Genomic DNA, 16352 nt, shown 5'->3' with positions numbered 1-16352 from the left:
CCCCAGCCGAGCGGTTGGCGTACGACGCCCATGGCGGCTCAACATAATCGAGGCATCTACATAATCGGCCTCAGCTGCCGGTGGCTTGATGGCACAGTCAGACAGCAATGTGCTGGTCGCCTGACGTTCGACTGTCAGGGATTGAAGCTCGGAGGGAGACTGCAGGCAGTTCTGTCGCTCGATCGCTCGGGCGCGATGGCCGACGCTACCGCAAGTCTCAAGAATGGACTGGCGTTGCTGAGATCTTCACGCCCAGGGCATGAAGCAGTTTGAGCACCGTGTCATAGCGTGGCTTGGCCCCGGGCGTGAGTGCCTTGTAGAGGCTCTCACGGCCAAGACCCGCATCCTTGGCGAGTTGCGCCATGCCACGGGCGCGCGCTACATCGCGAACGGCAGCGAGGAACACATCCGGGTTTGGGTCTTCCAGGGCTGCCGTCAGATACTCCGCGATGGTTTCTTCATCGTTCAGGTAATCGGCAGCATCAAAGGTGGCGGTCTTGACCATCGTTCACTCCTTGTCCAAAGCCTGCGCCATCTCGATGGCGCGTTTGATGTCGCGCTTTTGCGACGACTTGTCCCCACCCAGCAGAAGCAGATAGATCACTGCTCCACGTCGCGTGTAGTAAGCGCGATACCCGGGACCGACGTGGATGCGCATTTCCGAAACGGCTTCGCCAACCGGCTCACAGTCGCCAAAATTGCCGTGTTCGGCAGCGCGGATGCGGTGGACGATGCGAGCTCGTGCCACATTGTCTTTCAAGCCGACAAGCCAGGCGTCAAAATCGTCCGTTCGCAGGAAGGTGTTCATGGCGGCAGTGTATCCATACGGATACGATCGCACAAGGGAGATCCGGTGGCGGAGACCGAGAGTCCACCCCTGCACATCGGCGGCAGTAGTTGCCCGACCGCACGCTGTGGGCATCTTCGCCGATGGCGGCCGAACGCCACGGGCTCAAGAATCGGACTCCGATCAACAGCAAGGAGTCTGTCATGGAAACCCGAGAACATCCGAATCGGGAAGCCTGGAACAAGGGGAAGCTGGTGGGCCAGAAGGCACCGCTCAAACCCAAGGACATCTGGGCCATCCGTATTCATCTGCAAAATGCGCACGAAGTGCGCGACCTCGCCATGTTCAACCTCGCGATCGACAGCAAGCTCCGAGGGTGTGACCTTGTCAGCCTGCGGGTGCGCGACGTGACGCATGGAAACCAGGTGCTCTCACGCGCCATGGTCATGCAGCGGAAAACCCATCGGCCTGTGCAGTTCGAACTGACCGAGCCGACGCGCACGGCTGTGGCTGCATGGATCGCGAAGGCCGGCCTGAGGTCGGAAGACTTCCTCTTTCCGAGCCGCCTGCACGACTCACCGCATGTCTCTACCCGTCAGTACGCGAGGATCGTCGAGCACTGGGTGGTGGCCGCCGGCTTCGATCCGTCCGCCTACGGTACGCACTCGATGCGACGCACGAAGGCGACATTGATCTACAAGCGCACGAAGAACCTGAGGGCCGTTCAACTCCTACTGGGTCACTCCAAGCTGGAGTCGACAGTGCGGTACTTGGGCATCGAGGTCGATGATGCCTTGGAGATCTCCGAACAGATTGAGATCTGAACCCGGCGCGGCTGCCCGCCACGCATCTTTTGCCGGCGGGCGGCTGCTTACGGTGATGATGCTGAGGGGGTACTATCGGCCATCAGCTGCCGGTCGTGGTTACATTTCGATTTCAAGAGTGGGGCCGGACCCCAATTCCCTTGAGTGGCCGGTTTACGACGGCCAACATGAACCCCGCCCTGGCTCGACACGGCCATAATCTGCTGTTCGGACGCAAGGAGTCCCTGCCGCTCGAGCGACCGCTTCAAGTCCCATTGCCGACAGCCAGCGATAAAGCACAAATAAGAATTTTTACCGGACGCAGAGATGTGGCGGTAGCCAAGAAGAGAGCAAGGCCACTAATCCGAAAACCCTCAAATCGTGCGGAAAGGATGAATCGAATGAAGAAAGAGATGCACTCTTTTCTTATACTTATCGCTTCCTTTGGAAGTGCGATTTATTATTTCTCGTACAAGGCTGACAAACAATTTAATAGAATTGAAACCGTCCTTACAGGAGAAAGCTTCTTGCAAATGCCAATTTATGACATTCTTCCTCCTCGCTGGATCAACATAGCTTGGCGTCACATAAGTCTGAACGACGGAGAGGCTAGAGCTAAGAAAGATTTGGATAGAAGGGAAGTCAAGTATTACCTTCATGGATTGGCGTCAATAAAGTATCTGGCTCAAGAAAAGAGAGAGCTAGCTGAGAAAGGAGTTGATTTGGTATTGTCCAGCTGCGAAATTGGAACGCCTGAATATATCCAAAATATGCGCTATAACAAATTCATTCAATCCGAAACATCATTGAGCATTGAAAATATTCTTCGAGAGGCCAGCCCTACACTTTATTCAAGTCATCCTAAAAACTTAGAATGAGCTATAGCATCGAGCTTGATGAATATAACGCTGACGGACAACAGCTTATGGCTCTGGAGTTAGATAACAAAGCCCAGTAAGAAACTTGTCAGTAGTTGTTATATGAACAAACGGAAAGGGTCCGCTCCCCCCAAATCCCGTTCTGATGCTCAGAAAGGTGTGCTGCTCGTATCCAGTCGCGTATCGGTCACGCCAGATAAGCTGGTAGTTGTCAAGCTGTGGCTCGTTTGCTTTCGCGACATCAGGCTGGCCGGGAGGAAATAGAGCCTCTGCCGAGGCATGCCCCCTCTTCTTGAATACTATCAATCCGGTATCTCTATTAATTGAGAACTCCGCATCGATGTATGCTGATATAGAAGAATCACCTTGTTTTATTTTCCCGGTTCCCTGTTCTGCATAAACGCCATCTAGGGAACCCCTGATCAATTGATGTTCTGAGCACGCTCACCCAAGCCAACCGCTTTCGCCGACTCCGATGATCGATTTTTCCGCGCCTACCGGTGTTTTTCGAGGCCTTTTCGGCCCCGAGCACCCGTTTTCGGGTGCAGCGGGCGGATTTCGCCCATCAACTCATCAAGGCTCGCCTCGCCAAGTAAAGGTTGGTCAGTCCGATCAGCGAGAACACCTGGGCGGCGTTCTTCGCGATCCCCTTGTAGCGCACCTTCGTGTAGCCGAACTGGCGCTTGATGACGCGCAAGACATGCTCCACCCGCGCGCGGATCGAGGACATCTTGTGGTTGAAACGCTTGTTCGCCTCGGTCAGCGGGTGCTGCTTGCTGGCCTTGAGCGAGACGCCCCAGAACAGGCCCGCCTTGCGCGCGACGCGCTTGAGCTTGTTGTTCACGTACCCCTTGTCGCCGAACACCGCCCGGTCATCCTCACGCACCAGATGCGGCAATTGGTTGATGTCCGAGACGTTGGCAGGCGTCACCGAAACGGTATGCACGAGCCCGGAATTGACGTCGGCGCCCACATGAACCTTCATGCCGAAGTACCACTGGTTGCCCTTCTTGGTCTGATGCATCTCGGGGTCGCGCTTGCGTTCCTGGTTCTTCGTCGAGGGCGGCGCATGGATGATCGTGGCGTCGACCATCGTGCCGCCCTTGAGCAAGAGACCACGCTGCTCGAGCGTGTCGTTGATGATGTTCATCATCTGCGAGGTCAGCGCGTGCTTCTCGAGCAGGTGGCGGAACTTGAGGATCGTCGTTTCGTCGGGCATCGCGTCGTCGGTGAGGTCCAGCCCAGCAAAGCGGCGCATCGACTCGACCTCGTAGAGCGCATCTTCCATCGCCGGATCCGACAGCGCGTACCACTGCTGCATGAAGTAGATCCGCAGCATCGTCGAGAGCGGCATCGGCGGGCGCCCGCGCCGGCCCGTCGTCGGGTAGTGCGGCTCGATTACTGCCAGCAGCGCTGCCCAAGGCACGACCTTCTCCATCTCGGCCAGGAAGCGCTCCCGGCGGGTCTGTTTCTTCTTCCGTTCGAAAGCCAGCGAGGCGAAGGTCGTTTGCTTCATGGTGGCAGCGCGGGTTATGACTTCAGTATTTTACCGGCGCTGAATAGATCAGAGCTTCCCTAGGTACTTGCATTGATAATATTGGACATTCGGGCTTGCGGTGGCGGGCGCGCAGACAGCCATGAAGTGTATAATTAAAAGCCTACTTCTGGTCGAGTTGCTGATGCTTTTCATTCTTCCTCTCGCGAAAAACATTTCGAAAGTCATTATTTTTAGCGTCGCGTAAGCAAGTAAGTTCGGAATTCATAACGATATGCTACCTTAACGCGACGCTCCTGCTTTTGGAGTACGTTATTTCAAGGAATTGCCTATAAGGCTTTCGGTCAAGACAGACACGAGATTGGAGCACAAGCGAAGAGGTCCGGTTGATATGTTGGGGGGATAGGGGAGCGCGATTCAGATCGTCTAGCGTTCCCGGACTTTGCCTATGTAGCGGAATTTCCCCGTGCGTTCTAAGCGGATCTCAAGATTTCGCGCGTCCCTGCGCGACGATGTACTAATGAACGCGATCCGACATTCATCAGCCAAGAAGCGCTGCCTTCCTACATCGGTAGTGAGGTCGTGATTGGGAGCCAAGGTGCGGTCGAGATTGAGATGCCTAGCGAGGACGGACCGCCTAAGAGGTGAGGCACGGTGTGTCCGCAAACGTCTACGCAAATCAGAACTGATGCCGACCTTGAGTGCTATCCCAGTCATAGTCCATATTTGGTAGATGCCCGGTCCCGTCGGGACAGCCTTGCTTATCTCGTTGAAAGTGACTAGGGCTTCGAGCGTTGGGATATCTACGGCCATAAAACGCTGGCGCGTAATATTCTCAGTCAGGATCGCCTCATCATGCAGCAACTCTACAAGCGAGGTTTGCGTGGAGGCATCTCGAGCTATGAAGTTGGTAACGCGGTTGCAGACCCACGGGTCACTGAGCCCTTGGGTCGGATCGCATACGATGAGCTCTGGACAACACTCGGGAAACTCGTCTGCGGCATCATCAAGGATAAGGTAAGCGCCCACCTTTGTTTCACGCACGTAGTCCAGAATTCCCGCGTAGCGATCCTCTCCACACGTGATACCGCTTACTCTGCGGGCCAATTTTGCTGGCAGCAATGCGCGGATGTCATCAAGCGTCTGCCCGTGGCGCCACGAGCTATGTACGACAATTTCGCAATCACTTTCTCTGACGCACTCCCAAAGGTAATCGGACCAGCAGAACCTTTGGTCACCTATCAGAACCAGTTCCCCCTCTTTCTCCTGAAATTGGAGAAACTGTGGCGGGTGGAGTACGCCATCGAAGTCGATGAAGATGATCTTTCGTTCCATACGTCAACGGGCGAAAGTTGCCAGTCAAACTGAACAGTTCAGGAAACGGTGAGAAAGAACTCCGCCGGCTCATTCTTCTGCCACTTGGTGCGCGGCATCGCGCCTCCCTCTATACACATCGTACACACTACGGAGCAGCATGTTCGACCTGTAAGGGGTTAGCCTGCGGCGTAGTAGCTTTGAGTATATTGGAGCGACGTTACGCTTTGGCAAGGAACTGCCCCCACAGCCTCCCTGGCGTGAGCAGTGCGACGTCGGCAGAACAGTTGCCGCTCTAGCGGCCGATTTTGGCCGCCAGCTTCTACTCACCAGTTTTCGGTGGTCGAATAGGGTGTGCGACAGCTCCATTCAGAAGACTGCCGTTCACTCACGGTGTGCGCGAATGGCAGCAACGGGTCGGCTGCACTCGATGGCGTCCGGCAGCTTTCGGGATGCGAAACTTGAGCGGCCGGTTTCCGGCGCCGAACTAAGAAGGTTGCTCGTCGCGTCCCGACCCGGTGCTGCCGTTCAGCTTTGAGGGAAGCTGTCACTCAACGCTCCGCTAAACTGCGCAGCTTTTCGGCGTTGGCTTTGAGCGGCTTGTTAGTTCATCTCGAGAACTGTTTCTTAACAACCCTCTCGGAAACCTGATCTTTATATAATGCAACTCTAATGCACATTAGATAACGGGGGTCTCGCACTGAATATGAATTGTTTCTGTCATTTCTGTTTAATAACGGAGAATCGCCTTTTGCCAACTCGCCTAGTATCGATCCAATGCCCATATTTGTTTCTGGGATAGTCGTAGGGAACTCCTTCCTAATTAGTGCATCGATGTCGTTAGAATCAAACTGATGCTGCCGGATCTTAGCGATACAGTATATAACTTGATTTCTTCTCGCGACGGCTGTTTCTCTGCTATTGAGGTGAGTCTCTATTACATGGTAACTTTGCCGAAGACCCTGCTTCAACCAAGACAGATCAGCCTTTTGTAGAAGTGCCTTGTCAAACTTCCATTCATTATCCTCGACTTCATAAGCCAGGCACTCACAATATTCATGCACGCGCTGAGCAATCCCCAACGTCACATCCCAAACATGGTCTGACAAATCTATCAACGTTTGCCCGGTGATCTTGATCGATAACTGATCAAAGCCCTTTTTTATGATTTCCATAACTTGACCAGAATCTAGACTAGCAACTTTTTCGACCTCCTGTATTCGGTTGGAGACCGATTCTAGATTCTTCGTTTCACTAAAATATTGAAGGACCCCGTTGGGCACGCCTACGATGAGGATGTTTATGTTGCATGACGCGTAGCGATCATCATCTAGCAATATAACAATATCTGCCAGCTCGTCCATAAGCTCTTTCGAGTTGAATATGGATTCTAGGTTGTCTAGCACTATTATTTTTCTATCTGATGTCGTTTCGGAAAACATCTTAAACGCCTTGAGTAGAGGCTCCTCTTGGCTCACATTATAGTTTCCACTGTGCTTCAAGCCTCCTTTGGCAAAATATGCGCTTACCTCAGCTGCCTTTTCTTCGCTGAACCCTAATTTGGTAACCGTTCCTGGCTCTATCAGGCAGTTGCATATTTCCTGCGTAATGGATTTCAACCTTGAGGCGTTAGCACAGTTGGCAACGACGTAGGGTATCCCGTTCTCTTTCATGACTTTTTTGTAAAGCCATGATTTTCCATTTCCACTATCACCGAAAAGCAACGTATGCGAGTTCCTTTTTAAGGCCCTCGCTAGAGACCTCTCATGCAGAGGCCTATCAACGTACATTTTGGTATTCACTTCTCCTTGTCTCGGCGTGAACACCTCGGTGATCTCTTTACGAATAATCATTCTCTAATTTTATTCCTTTGGCTTGGCTTGATCGATTAAGGGCATTGAGACTGAAGAACTACCGTCGAAGCTCAGCCGACGGGCAAGAGCGCAGCTTTTGGCCGGTCGGATGCAGCGTAGTGTTAGACCTTTGCGCCATTTTCTGCGAAGGACACACGGTTGTTCTGGTCAATGGAGATGTGACCAAGCTTCTGGAGTTTCTCGACGATTCGGTCTTTATCGGAATCTGAGATTCCGCCCTGAAACTGAAACATCGCGCCAATGGCGTTCAGCAAAGCACTCTTCTTCGACGGCCGCAGCTTCACAAGACGTTCGTATACGTAATCCGTGAGTTCCTCGCCGGAAGGTGTCGCCGCTTTGCGGACGTCCGGGTACTGCTCCTCTTCTTCCTTTCTTCCTAGTTGAATCAATAGCTGAGCAAGTCTGAACTTGTCCCGGTAGCTTAACTCTTCTGTGAGCTTCGCGATTTCATCGTAGGTCATGGCATTTGTCCGCCTTGAGTAGCACTTATCTGGATAGGTCTAACTTTGTTTTAGGGCGACAGTTCTGCCGCATAACATCGGGATGCCGGATAACATGTTCTGCAACCTCCTGTTTAGAAGAAAAAATATCGCGCAAGGCAAGATAACAACGCAGGTAAAGCAGCAGCCAGCATGGTGGGCGATCTGATCGATTCCGGACACAGGCGTTTAGCATATCCTCCCGCTGCAATGACCGCTATCCGAATCGATTGATGACCGGCCGCACATGGCCGGGTGCGTGAGGTCACGAACGGCAGCTTCGGAGCAGCGAAACTCGTGGAATCCCTGGGTACCTGACCGGCAGCTTTGCGGAAGTCGCAACGACCGCTCGGGGTCGGTAGCACCAGTTGGCAGGACGGAGAAGCCGCCGTTCGCCGTCGCCCGACGCGCGAACGGCAGGTGACCGGCACATTGTTGCCTGACTGCGCCATAAGGCCACCGGCAGCTGAGGCCGATTATGTAGATGCCTCGATTATGTTGAGCTTCCGGGGTAGCAGGCCTTAGATCCCAGTGTGCTCGACCTTTTGCTTGCCGGGATAGGGGTTCTGGCCTCGACATAATTTCAGCGCTCTCCTGAAGTGGAGTTCCTACTCCAGGAGACGCTCATGAACCCATCCGCCCAATCCCGGCGCACGCAACCTGCGTGCCCAAGCGCAGCCCTCTCCGATGCCATCGCCGACGAACTGCGGCGGTACGACGACCACCTGCATGACGTCCGTGGCCTTGCGGCAAGCACACGCCGCAACCATTGCCGCATCGTTGGTCTGTTGTTGCAGAAGAAGTTTGCCGGCGGCGTCATCGACATCGCCAGGCTGCACGCAGCCGATGTTCGGCGCTTCATCGCTCGGCAACTGGGAGACAGCCCCTCGCATTCTGCCGCTGCGCAAGTCGCAACCGCCTTGCGAAGTTACCTACGCTATCGGACGATCTGCGGCGACTCGGTTGCCGGTCTGAGCGCAGTCATCTCCTCACCGGTGCAGTGGAACCTTGCAGTGCTGCCCCGCGCCCTCAAGCCGGACGAAGTTCAACGGCTGCTCGCCGCACTCCCTTATGGACGCAAGCCCCGGCGAGGTTATGCCATCGTCCGCTGCGCACTGGACATGGGGCTACGCGCTGGCGAGATCGCGAACCTGTCGATCGACGACATCGACTGGCGAGAAGGCACGGTCACGCTGAAGGGGACGAAGTCGCGACGGCGGGACGTCCTGCCGCTGCCGATGACCACCGGGCAAGCCTTGGCGGACTATTTGCAAAATGAGCGCCCGGCAACCCCAAGCCGGGCAATCTTCCTTTGCCGCCGCGACTCGCGGGACGTTCCGGTCACAACCTATGCGATTCAGAACGTGATCCGCCGGGCGTGCCAACGGGCCGGCTTGCCTGGTACAGGATCGCACGTTCTGCGGCATACGCTGGCGTGTCGCCTCGTCGAGAACGGCGGCTCACTCAAGGAAGTTGCTGATGTCTTGCGGCACCGGTCTCTGGAAACCTCCCGGATCTACGCGAAGCTCGACACGCCAAATCTCGCCGACGTTGCGCTGCCCTGGCCGGGGAGTGAATCATGAGCCGACGCCGAAGCCTGCAGGCCAGAATCGACGACTATCTGGCCGAACGCCGTCGTCAGGGTTTCCGTCTGCGCTCCGGTGACGCCTTCCTCTTCAGGTTTGCCCGCTTCGTGGCGGCCAAACGCCATCGTGGTCCGCTGACGGCCGAACTCATGGCCGAATGGGTGCGTACCGCCAAGGATGGCAATGGCGATGCAGGCACCTGGGCGCGCAGTTGGGGACGACTGCGGCACTTCATCTGTTACCTGCAGCAGTTCGAGCCGGATACCGAGGTGCCCGAGGCATCGCTCTTCGGTCCGGAACCCGGCCGCGTTGCACCCCACATCTACCATGACGACGAGATCGTCGAGTTGCTCGCGGCAGCACGCACACTCGGCCCCACTGGCAGCATTCGGCCCTTCACCTACGAAACCCTGTTCGGTCTGATGGCTTCGACCGGACTGCGTGTTTCCGAAGCCATTCACCTGCGCGATGCGGATGTCGACCTCAAGCGCGGGATGCTGACGATCCGGCAGACCAAGTTCGCCAAGTCTCGGCAAGTGCCGATCCATCCGAGCACGGTCAAGGCACTGGCTTGCTACCGAAGACAGCGCGAGAGGCATCTTCCGACGACAGCGGGCATGCCGTTTCTGATCAGCAGTCGCGGCCGCCGGCTGGGGCTGCCGCTCAGCGATCGACAGGCACATCGCGTCTTTACCGGCCTGCGCGACGGCCTCGGCTGGATCAATCGTGGCGGACACGAGGCGCCCCGCTTGCACGACTTGCGCCACACCTTTGCCGTCAGGCGGTTGATCCGGTGGTACGCCGACGGTGCCGAGATCGACCAGAAGATGCTGGCCCTGTCGACCTACATGGGCCATGCCGAGATCTTCTACACGTACTGGTACCTCACCGGCGTTCCCGAGTTGATGGCGATCACAGCCGGGCGGTTCGAGCAATTCGCCGATCTCGCGGGAGACGATGATGCGTAGGCAAGCCAAACCACCGCCATCGTTTCCCGCGCTCGTACAAGCCTTCTTCGTCGAGCACCTGACACAACAACGCGCCCTCAGCCCGCGCACTGTGGCCGCTTACCGGGATGCCTTCATGCTCTTCCTGGGCTTTGCCGAGGCGCGCCTTGGCCGGTCGCCGGCGCTACTCACGCTGCCCGACATCACGCCCGATCTGATCATGGCCTTCCTCGATCATCTGGAACGCGATCGGCACAACAGCGTGCGTAGCCGCAATGCCCGTCTCGCGGCGCTGCGTTCGTTCCTGAAGTTTGCGGCGCACCGCGACGTGTCATCGCTGCAGGTGATTGAACATGCGCTCGGTGTTCCGGCAAAACGCTTCGAATGCCCGATGCTCGGCTATCTGTCCCGGGAAGAGATGCTGGCGGTGATCGGAGCGCCGGATGGGACGTGGTTCAGCCAACGGGATCATGTGTTGCTACTGATGCTCTACAACACCGGTGCGCGGGTTTCAGAGATCGTCGGCGTGAAGGTCGGCGATGTCGTACTCGACGATGCCGCCGCATGTGTTCATCTGCATGGCAAGGGGCGCAAGCAGCGCAGCGTGCCGCTGTGGCGCTCAACCATCAGGGCGATCAGGGCTTGGCTTCGGCGCAATCCGCAGTTCGATTCGAACTCGCCGTTACTACCCAATCGCGATGGCCAAGCGATGTCGCGATGGAACGTAATGCAGCGACTGGAGCGCGCTGTCCAAGTGGCCGCGAGATCGTGCCCCGACTTGGCGACACGTCACATCTCGCCTCACATGATTCGCCACACGACGGCAATGCACCTGCTGCAGGCCGGCGTCGACATCAGCGTCATTGCGCTTTGGCTCGGCCATGAGAGCCCGGCAACGACGCACCAGTACGTCGAAGCTGATCTGGCGATGAAGGAGCGGGCGCTGGCCCGGCTTCACGAGCCAGAGGCCAAGCTCAGGCGCTACAGGGCACCCGACTCGCTGATCGACTTCCTGCGGACGCTCTGATTATGTGGAGATCAAAATCGGCGCCTGCCGCCCCAGCCGAGCGGTTGGCGTACGACGCCCATGGCGGCTCAACATAATCGAGGCATCTACATAATCGGCCTTATGTGGAGCTCCACATAAGGCCGATTAGTTGTCTGAGTCCGAAGAAAGACAGCCGACCTATCCAGGATCCGTTAGTCGACGTTCGCGTTAACAGAAGTCTCTCAGCCTAAATGCCTCTTGATGCTCTTCCCAGGCCGCGCAACTCCGCCGCATGAAAGAAAACTCCCTGCGGCCCCCGAGTCCAACGAACTATGCTCGATGTTGATGGCGAACCTTCCCGGAGGGCACGGCTATATCGAGCGTCCCCTCGGTACTCGAACTCGCCATGCGCCGCATTCAACCGGGGGCTTAAATCTCAAGCACGATCTTTCCAAAGTGCCCCCCCGAACGCTGAAGACTGAAAGCGTCAGCGATGTCGCTCAGCGCGAAGGATTTATCGATCACCGGCTTTATCCCGGTCGCGTCAATGGCCCGGACCATATCGACCTGGTGCTGTCGGCTGCCCACGATAAGCCCTTGGAGGCGTTGTTGGCGAGCCATTAGCGCCACGGTCGGCACCGGGCCTGCGAGGCCGGTCAGGATGCCGATCAACGCGATATGGCCACCCACGCGCGTGGCCGTGATGGACTGGGCCAAGGTCCCGGGGCCACCCACCTCGACAACGTGGTCGACGCCGCGCCCGTGGGTCAACTCGAGGACGCGTTGCCCCCAGTTCTCCTCGCGTCGGTAGTTGACGAGGTAGTCCGCGCCGAGCTGAAGAGCCCGTTCGAGCTTTTCATCCGAGGAGGACGTGGCAATGACCGTCGCACCCATCGCCTTGGCATATTGCAGAGCGAATATCGACACGCCACCCGTCCCCAGCACCAGCACCGTGTCACCCGCGCGCAGCCCACCGTCGACGATCAGTGCCCGCCACGCGGTCAGGCCTGCCGTGGTCAATGTTGCGGCTTCGGCATGGCTGTAGCCCTGCGGGGCTCGGGTAAAAGCCGTCCACGGCATGACCACGACCTCTCTCGCGTAGCCGTCAACGCCATCGCCGGGTGTCGTCGAGAAATCGGCGATGGTCGGGTCGCCATTCAGCCATGTCGGGAAGAAGGTGGAGACCACGTGGTCACCCGGAACGAACTCCGTGACGTCCGGCCCGACCGCTTCGACGACGCCTGCGCCGTCGGACATCGGGATGCGTCCGTCGTCCGCAGGCATGTGCCCGCTGACAACCGCGAGGTCGTGGTAGTTGAGTGAGCTGGCATGCAGCCTGACGCGTATCGCACCGGGGCCGGGTTGGCCGGGGTCGGGCAGGGTGACCCGTTCCAGTTGGTCCAGCCCGCCGGGACGGCGTAGTCGAATCGCTTTCATGGGGCTCCCCCTATTCAAAATGCGGCGGACGCCGCGTGGTTGGACGCCAGGCATGCGTCGAAACAAGTGGTGTCCGGCCAGTGGTCCGGCGGACGTCATCCGTCAGTTCTGCAACGCGGCCAGCGGCCGTGCTTTGCCGATGGTACGCGGAGGGCTCGTGGTTGGCGAAGTTGCTGCCTGGGGATGCGGAAGCCGGCGGCGACCTGATGGCGGTCGTGATTGAACGCGACATTGCGCCGGCTTCTACCATTGGTGGCATGCTGTGCGACGGAGGCGGCTATCGCGCCGCCGACACGGCGAGCGCGGCCGTGCTGCTGATCGCAGGCCCGCTCGCCGTCCCGACGTCCCGCGCGCAGGCGCCGCAGACCGCGTGAACCACTCAGACCGCAAGGAACCGTTTTATGACCATCAAAGCCTATGGATCCCAGGCGGGTGACCGTCCCCTCGAGCCCCTGGACATCACCCGCCGCACCCCGGGCGCGCATGACGTCCAGATCGATATCGCGTTCTGCGGCGTATGCCATTCCGACATCCACCAGGTGCGCTCGGAGTGGGCCGGTACGCTCTATCCCTGCGTGCCCGGACACGAGATCGTCGGCCGCGTATCGGCGGTGGGCGGGCAGGTCACCGCCTTCAGGCTCGGTGATCTGGTCGGTGTCGGCTGCATCGTCGATAGCTGCAAGCATTGCGACGACTGTGATGACGGGCTGGAGAACTACTGCGACCACATGGTAGGGACCTACAACGGTCCGACCGCTGATGCACCCGGCCACACGCTTGGTGGCTATTCGCAGCGGATCGTGGTGCACGAACGCTACGTGCTGCGCATCAGCCACCCCGAGGCGCAACTCGCTGCGGTCGCGCCGCTGCTGTGCGCGGGCATCACGACGTACTCGCCGCTGCGCCACTGGAAGGTGGGGCGCGGCCACAAGGTGGGCGTGGTCGGCATCGGCGGCCTGGGCCACATGGGCATCAAGGTGGCGCACGCGATGGGCGCGCACGTGGTGGCCTTCACCACGTCCGAGTCCAAGCGTGACGCGGCCAGAGCACTGGGTGCGGATGAGGTGGTCGTCTCGCGCAACCCGGATGAAATGGCCGCGCACCGTAAGAGCTTCGACTTCATCCTCAACACCGTCGCCGCGCCGCACGACCTCGATGTCTTCCTGGGGCTGCTCAAGCGCGATGGCGCAATGACGCTGGTCGGCGCACCCGCATCGCCGCACCCTTCGCCGAATGTGTTCAGCCTGATCATGAAGCGCCGCACCCTTGCTGGCTCGTTGATCGGCGGCATCCCCGAAACCCAGGAAATGCTCGATTTCTGCGCTGAGCACGGCATCGTGGCGGACATCGAAATGATCCGCGCCGATGAGATCAACGCGGCCTACGAGCGAATGCTGCAGGGCGACGTGAAGTATCGCTTCGTGATCGACAGCGCCACGCTGGCGGGGTAGCGATCGAGCAGGCGTTTCGGACCGCGCATGGGGGGCGTTCCCGACCCTATCGCGCGGCACTTTCGCGAGGCGGTTGCATGGCGCGCTCGTGTTCATCGGCCCGCGCCAGGTGCAGTTTCCTGTAGCTGTCGATCAGGCGCTGGTGCCTGTCGAGCCCTTCCAGTTTCATGCTGGTCGGCGTCAGTCCGAAGAAGCGCACGCTGCCGTCCACCGTCCCGATCACCGCGTCCATCCGCGGGTCGCCGAACATCCGACGGAAATTGGCCTCGTAATCGTCCAGTTCGAGGTCGTCGTCCAGCTGCACCTCGAGCACGACATTCAAGGCCTGGTAGAACAGTACGCGCTCGACCGTGTTCTCGTTGTACTGCAGGAAGGCTTCCACCCGCTCCTTCGCCGCTTCGAACTGCTGCAAGGCGAGATGAATCAGCAGCTTCAGCTCCAGAATCGTCAGCTGACCCCAGGCCGTATTCTCGTCGAACTCGATGCCGATCAAGGTAATGATGTCGGGGCACCTCGAAAAACCTCCGCCTCGCCCGCCCTTGGTAAAATTACGACGTCCTGAACCCCGCAGCCTGCACCGATGAAACCGCGTAGCGCTATCAAGACTGACCTGTTCGCTGACGAGCATCACCGCAAAAAGATCGACTCGCTGGGCGACCCGCTGGCCGACATCGAGTCGCACATCGACTTTGCGTCGTTGGCGGCCGAGGTCGATAAGGTTGCGCCGCGCCCGGTGAGCGCGCAGGGCGGGCGTCCGCCGTACCCGACCGAGACGATGGTGCGGATCCTGGTGCTGAAGCGTCTGTACAACCTGTCCGACGAGCAGATGGAGTACCAGTTGCTCGACCGGATGAGCTACAAGCGCTTCTGCGGACTGGCGAACGCGACCAACGTCCCGGACCGCACCACGGTATGGACCTTCGAGAACCGGATCGGTGAAGCGGGCGCCAAGGCGCTCTTTGACGGTGTCTCGGCGCAGCTGCTCAGGAAGGGTTTCATCGCGCGCGGCGGTCAAATCATCGACGCCACCTTGGTACCCGCCCCCAAGCAGCACAACAGCCGAGGCGAGAAGGCGCTGATCGAGCAAGGTGCGATGCCCGCCGACTGGAAGCCTGCGAAGCGGCGCCAGAAGGACATCAACGCGACCTGGACGAAGAAGCACGGCAAGAGCCACTTCGGCTACAAGCTCTCGATCAACGTCGACAAGAAATACAAGATCATTCGCCGAATCGAGACCGACACGGCGAGTACGCACGACAGCCAGCACTTCGACAACGTCTTCGATGCGGGCAATACGAGTCGGGACGTCTATGCCGACCGGGGCTACCCGTCCGAGGCGCGTGAAGCCTGGCTCAAAGAGAAGGGCTTCCGGAATCAGATCCAGAGGAAGGGCAAGCGTAACAAGCCGCTGTCCGAGTGCCAGCAGCGGCGTAACCAGCGCATCGCCAAAACGCGCGCCCGGGTCGAGCACGTGTTCGGCGCCCTCGAGCAGATGGGTGGCAAGTTGCTGCGCACCATCGGCCAGGCGCGGGCCAGCTTCGCGATGACGATGATGACCGCCTGCTACAACCTGAAGCGGCTGGTCTACTTCCGGAAGGCCGGAATCGAGGCCTTCTGACGCCCGAAATGGGCCGAATCGCCGATGCCTGGGGCGATTCGAGGCAAAAACGGGGCAACTCCGCCGAGAAACACGGTGGGTTGCCAGAGAAATTGGACCAAACTCGGTCGCCGTCATCATTGCGCGGTGGGATTCACTGAAAACCTCGGGTTATTCGAGGTGCCCGTCGGTGTAGTCATCGAGCTCACTGCTTTCCAGTCGCTCGAGCAGTGCTTCCAGGCTGGCATCGTCGAGGCGATGCAGGTTCAGGATGTCGGCGCGAAACGACAGTGCTTTGTTGGTGTTGTCCCAGATCAGGTCTTCCACCGGATAGATTTCCGAATAATCCGGCACCAGGATGCGGCAGGCCGTTGCGCCGAGCTGGTCATGCACTGCCATGTACACTTCCTTGCCCATGCCCTCGAGAATGCCGAACAAGGCCGCGGCTTCCTCGGCATTGGAGTTTTCACCCTGGCCGGAGAAGTCCCACTCGACGAAATCGAAATCGGCTTTTGCGCTGAAAAAACGCCATGACACCACGCCGCTGGAATCGATGAAGTGCTCGACGAAGTTGTGCGGCTCGGTTACGGCGTTGCTTTCGAAGGTGGGCGCGGGTAAATCGTTCAGGCCTTCAAAACTGCGCCCCTGCAGCAACTCGGTAAGGCTGCGTTCCAGCGCCACCTCCATGCTCGGGTGCGCCCCGAAAGAGGCGAACA

16 protein-coding genes and 1 pseudogene are annotated in these 16352 nt (G+C 58.4%); 8 read left to right on the top strand and 9 right to left on the bottom strand.

The annotated features are described in order from the left end of the window. Positions 1–217: 217 nt before the first annotated feature. Entirely contained in the window at positions 218–505 is a 288-nt protein-coding gene (locus tag BB334_RS03535) for an addiction module antidote protein (protein ID WP_068804343.1), read from the bottom strand. Positions 506–508: 3 nt separating this feature from the next. Beyond that, entirely contained in the window at positions 509–808 is a 300-nt protein-coding gene (locus BB334_RS03530; RefSeq protein ID WP_068804341.1) for a type II toxin-antitoxin system RelE/ParE family toxin, read from the bottom strand. 182 nt (positions 809–990) lie between these two features. Here BB334_RS03530 and BB334_RS03525 point away from each other — a divergent pair, with 182 nt between their 5' ends. Together BB334_RS03525 and BB334_RS18080 are read left to right on the top strand one after the other, a co-directional pair. Further along, on the top strand, positions 991–1611 hold the full coding sequence (locus BB334_RS03525; RefSeq protein ID WP_068804339.1) for a tyrosine-type recombinase/integrase: 621 nt from the start codon (positions 991–993) through the stop codon (positions 1609–1611). Between the two features lie 167 nt (positions 1612–1778). Beyond that, the gene (locus BB334_RS18080) at positions 1779–2468 is read left to right on the top strand and encodes a hypothetical protein (protein ID WP_158014338.1); all 690 of its coding nucleotides are present in this window, start codon (positions 1779–1781) and stop codon (positions 2466–2468) included. 565 nt (positions 2469–3033) lie between these two features. Here BB334_RS18080 and BB334_RS03520 read toward each other — a convergent pair. The 4 genes from BB334_RS03520 to BB334_RS03515 all read right to left on the bottom strand — a co-directional run bounded on the left by BB334_RS03520 (position 3034) and on the right by BB334_RS03515 (position 7612). After that, positions 3034–3984 (bottom strand): IS5 family transposase, encoded by a 951-nt coding sequence (locus tag BB334_RS03520; RefSeq protein WP_068804337.1) that lies wholly within the window; start codon positions 3982–3984, stop codon positions 3034–3036. 405 nt (positions 3985–4389) lie between these two features. Further along, the gene (locus BB334_RS18865) at positions 4390–5298 is read right to left on the bottom strand and encodes an HAD domain-containing protein (RefSeq protein ID WP_158014337.1); all 909 of its coding nucleotides are present in this window, start codon (positions 5296–5298) and stop codon (positions 4390–4392) included. A 587-nt stretch (positions 5299–5885) separates the two neighbouring features. Next, positions 5886–7130, bottom strand: a complete 1245-nt coding sequence (locus BB334_RS17415; RefSeq protein ID WP_083200253.1) for an AAA family ATPase — start codon at positions 7128–7130, stop codon at positions 5886–5888. A gap of 122 nt (positions 7131–7252) precedes the next feature. Continuing rightward, on the bottom strand, positions 7253–7612 hold the full coding sequence (locus BB334_RS03515; protein ID WP_068804334.1) for a hypothetical protein: 360 nt from the start codon (positions 7610–7612) through the stop codon (positions 7253–7255). A gap of 644 nt (positions 7613–8256) precedes the next feature. Between BB334_RS03515 and BB334_RS03510 the strand changes: the two genes are divergently transcribed. From BB334_RS03510 to BB334_RS03500, 3 genes are read left to right on the top strand one after another with little or no spacing between them, the layout of a single operon-like run. Further along, on the top strand, positions 8257–9213 hold the full coding sequence (locus tag BB334_RS03510) for a site-specific integrase (protein WP_068804331.1): 957 nt from the start codon (positions 8257–8259) through the stop codon (positions 9211–9213). Beyond that, a complete protein-coding gene (locus BB334_RS03505; protein ID WP_068804330.1) occupies positions 9210–10184 on the top strand; it encodes a tyrosine-type recombinase/integrase in 975 nt (324 codons plus the stop codon). Before BB334_RS03510 ends, BB334_RS03505 begins: the two co-directional genes overlap by 4 nt. Next, a complete protein-coding gene (locus tag BB334_RS03500) occupies positions 10177–11190 on the top strand; it encodes a tyrosine-type recombinase/integrase (protein WP_068804328.1) in 1014 nt (337 codons plus the stop codon). The genes BB334_RS03505 and BB334_RS03500 overlap by 8 nt, the downstream gene beginning before the upstream one ends. 390 nt (positions 11191–11580) lie before the next feature. On the opposite strand, the gene BB334_RS03495 is transcribed toward BB334_RS03500, so the two are convergent. Then, positions 11581–12588 carry a zinc-dependent alcohol dehydrogenase family protein gene (locus tag BB334_RS03495; RefSeq protein WP_068804326.1) on the bottom strand — a complete coding sequence of 336 codons (1008 nt, stop codon included), beginning with the start codon at positions 12586–12588 and terminating at the stop codon, positions 11581–11583. A 161-nt stretch (positions 12589–12749) separates the two neighbouring features. Between BB334_RS03495 and BB334_RS03490 the strand changes: the two genes are divergently transcribed. Both BB334_RS03490 and BB334_RS03485 read left to right on the top strand, forming a co-directional pair. After that, positions 12750–12962 carry a hypothetical protein gene (locus tag BB334_RS03490; protein ID WP_068804324.1) on the top strand — a complete coding sequence of 71 codons (213 nt, stop codon included), beginning with the start codon at positions 12750–12752 and terminating at the stop codon, positions 12960–12962. Positions 12963–12989: 27 nt separating this feature from the next. Next, positions 12990–14039, top strand: a complete 1050-nt coding sequence (locus tag BB334_RS03485; RefSeq protein ID WP_068804322.1) for an NAD(P)-dependent alcohol dehydrogenase — start codon at positions 12990–12992, stop codon at positions 14037–14039. 46 nt (positions 14040–14085) lie between these two features. On the opposite strand, the pseudogene BB334_RS03480 reads toward BB334_RS03485, so the two are convergent. After that, a pseudogene (locus BB334_RS03480) lies at positions 14086–14544 on the bottom strand (OsmC domain/YcaO domain-containing protein); the annotation flags it as partial. A 75-nt stretch (positions 14545–14619) separates the two neighbouring features. Between BB334_RS03480 and BB334_RS03475 the strand changes: the two are divergent. Then, a complete protein-coding gene (locus BB334_RS03475; protein WP_068804317.1) occupies positions 14620–15657 on the top strand; it encodes an IS5 family transposase in 1038 nt (345 codons plus the stop codon). Between the two features lie 150 nt (positions 15658–15807). Here the strand turns inward: BB334_RS03475 and BB334_RS03470 are convergent. Then, positions 15808–16352: YcaO-like family protein (locus BB334_RS03470; protein WP_232756633.1), on the bottom strand; the 545-nt coding region annotated here is incomplete at its 5' end.

The sequence above is a fragment of the Thauera phenolivorans genome (assembly GCF_001696715.1).
GTDB classification, from domain to species: domain Bacteria; phylum Pseudomonadota; class Gammaproteobacteria; order Burkholderiales; family Rhodocyclaceae; genus Thauera; species Thauera phenolivorans.
This window is presented reverse-complemented; position numbering and strand designations above follow the sequence as displayed.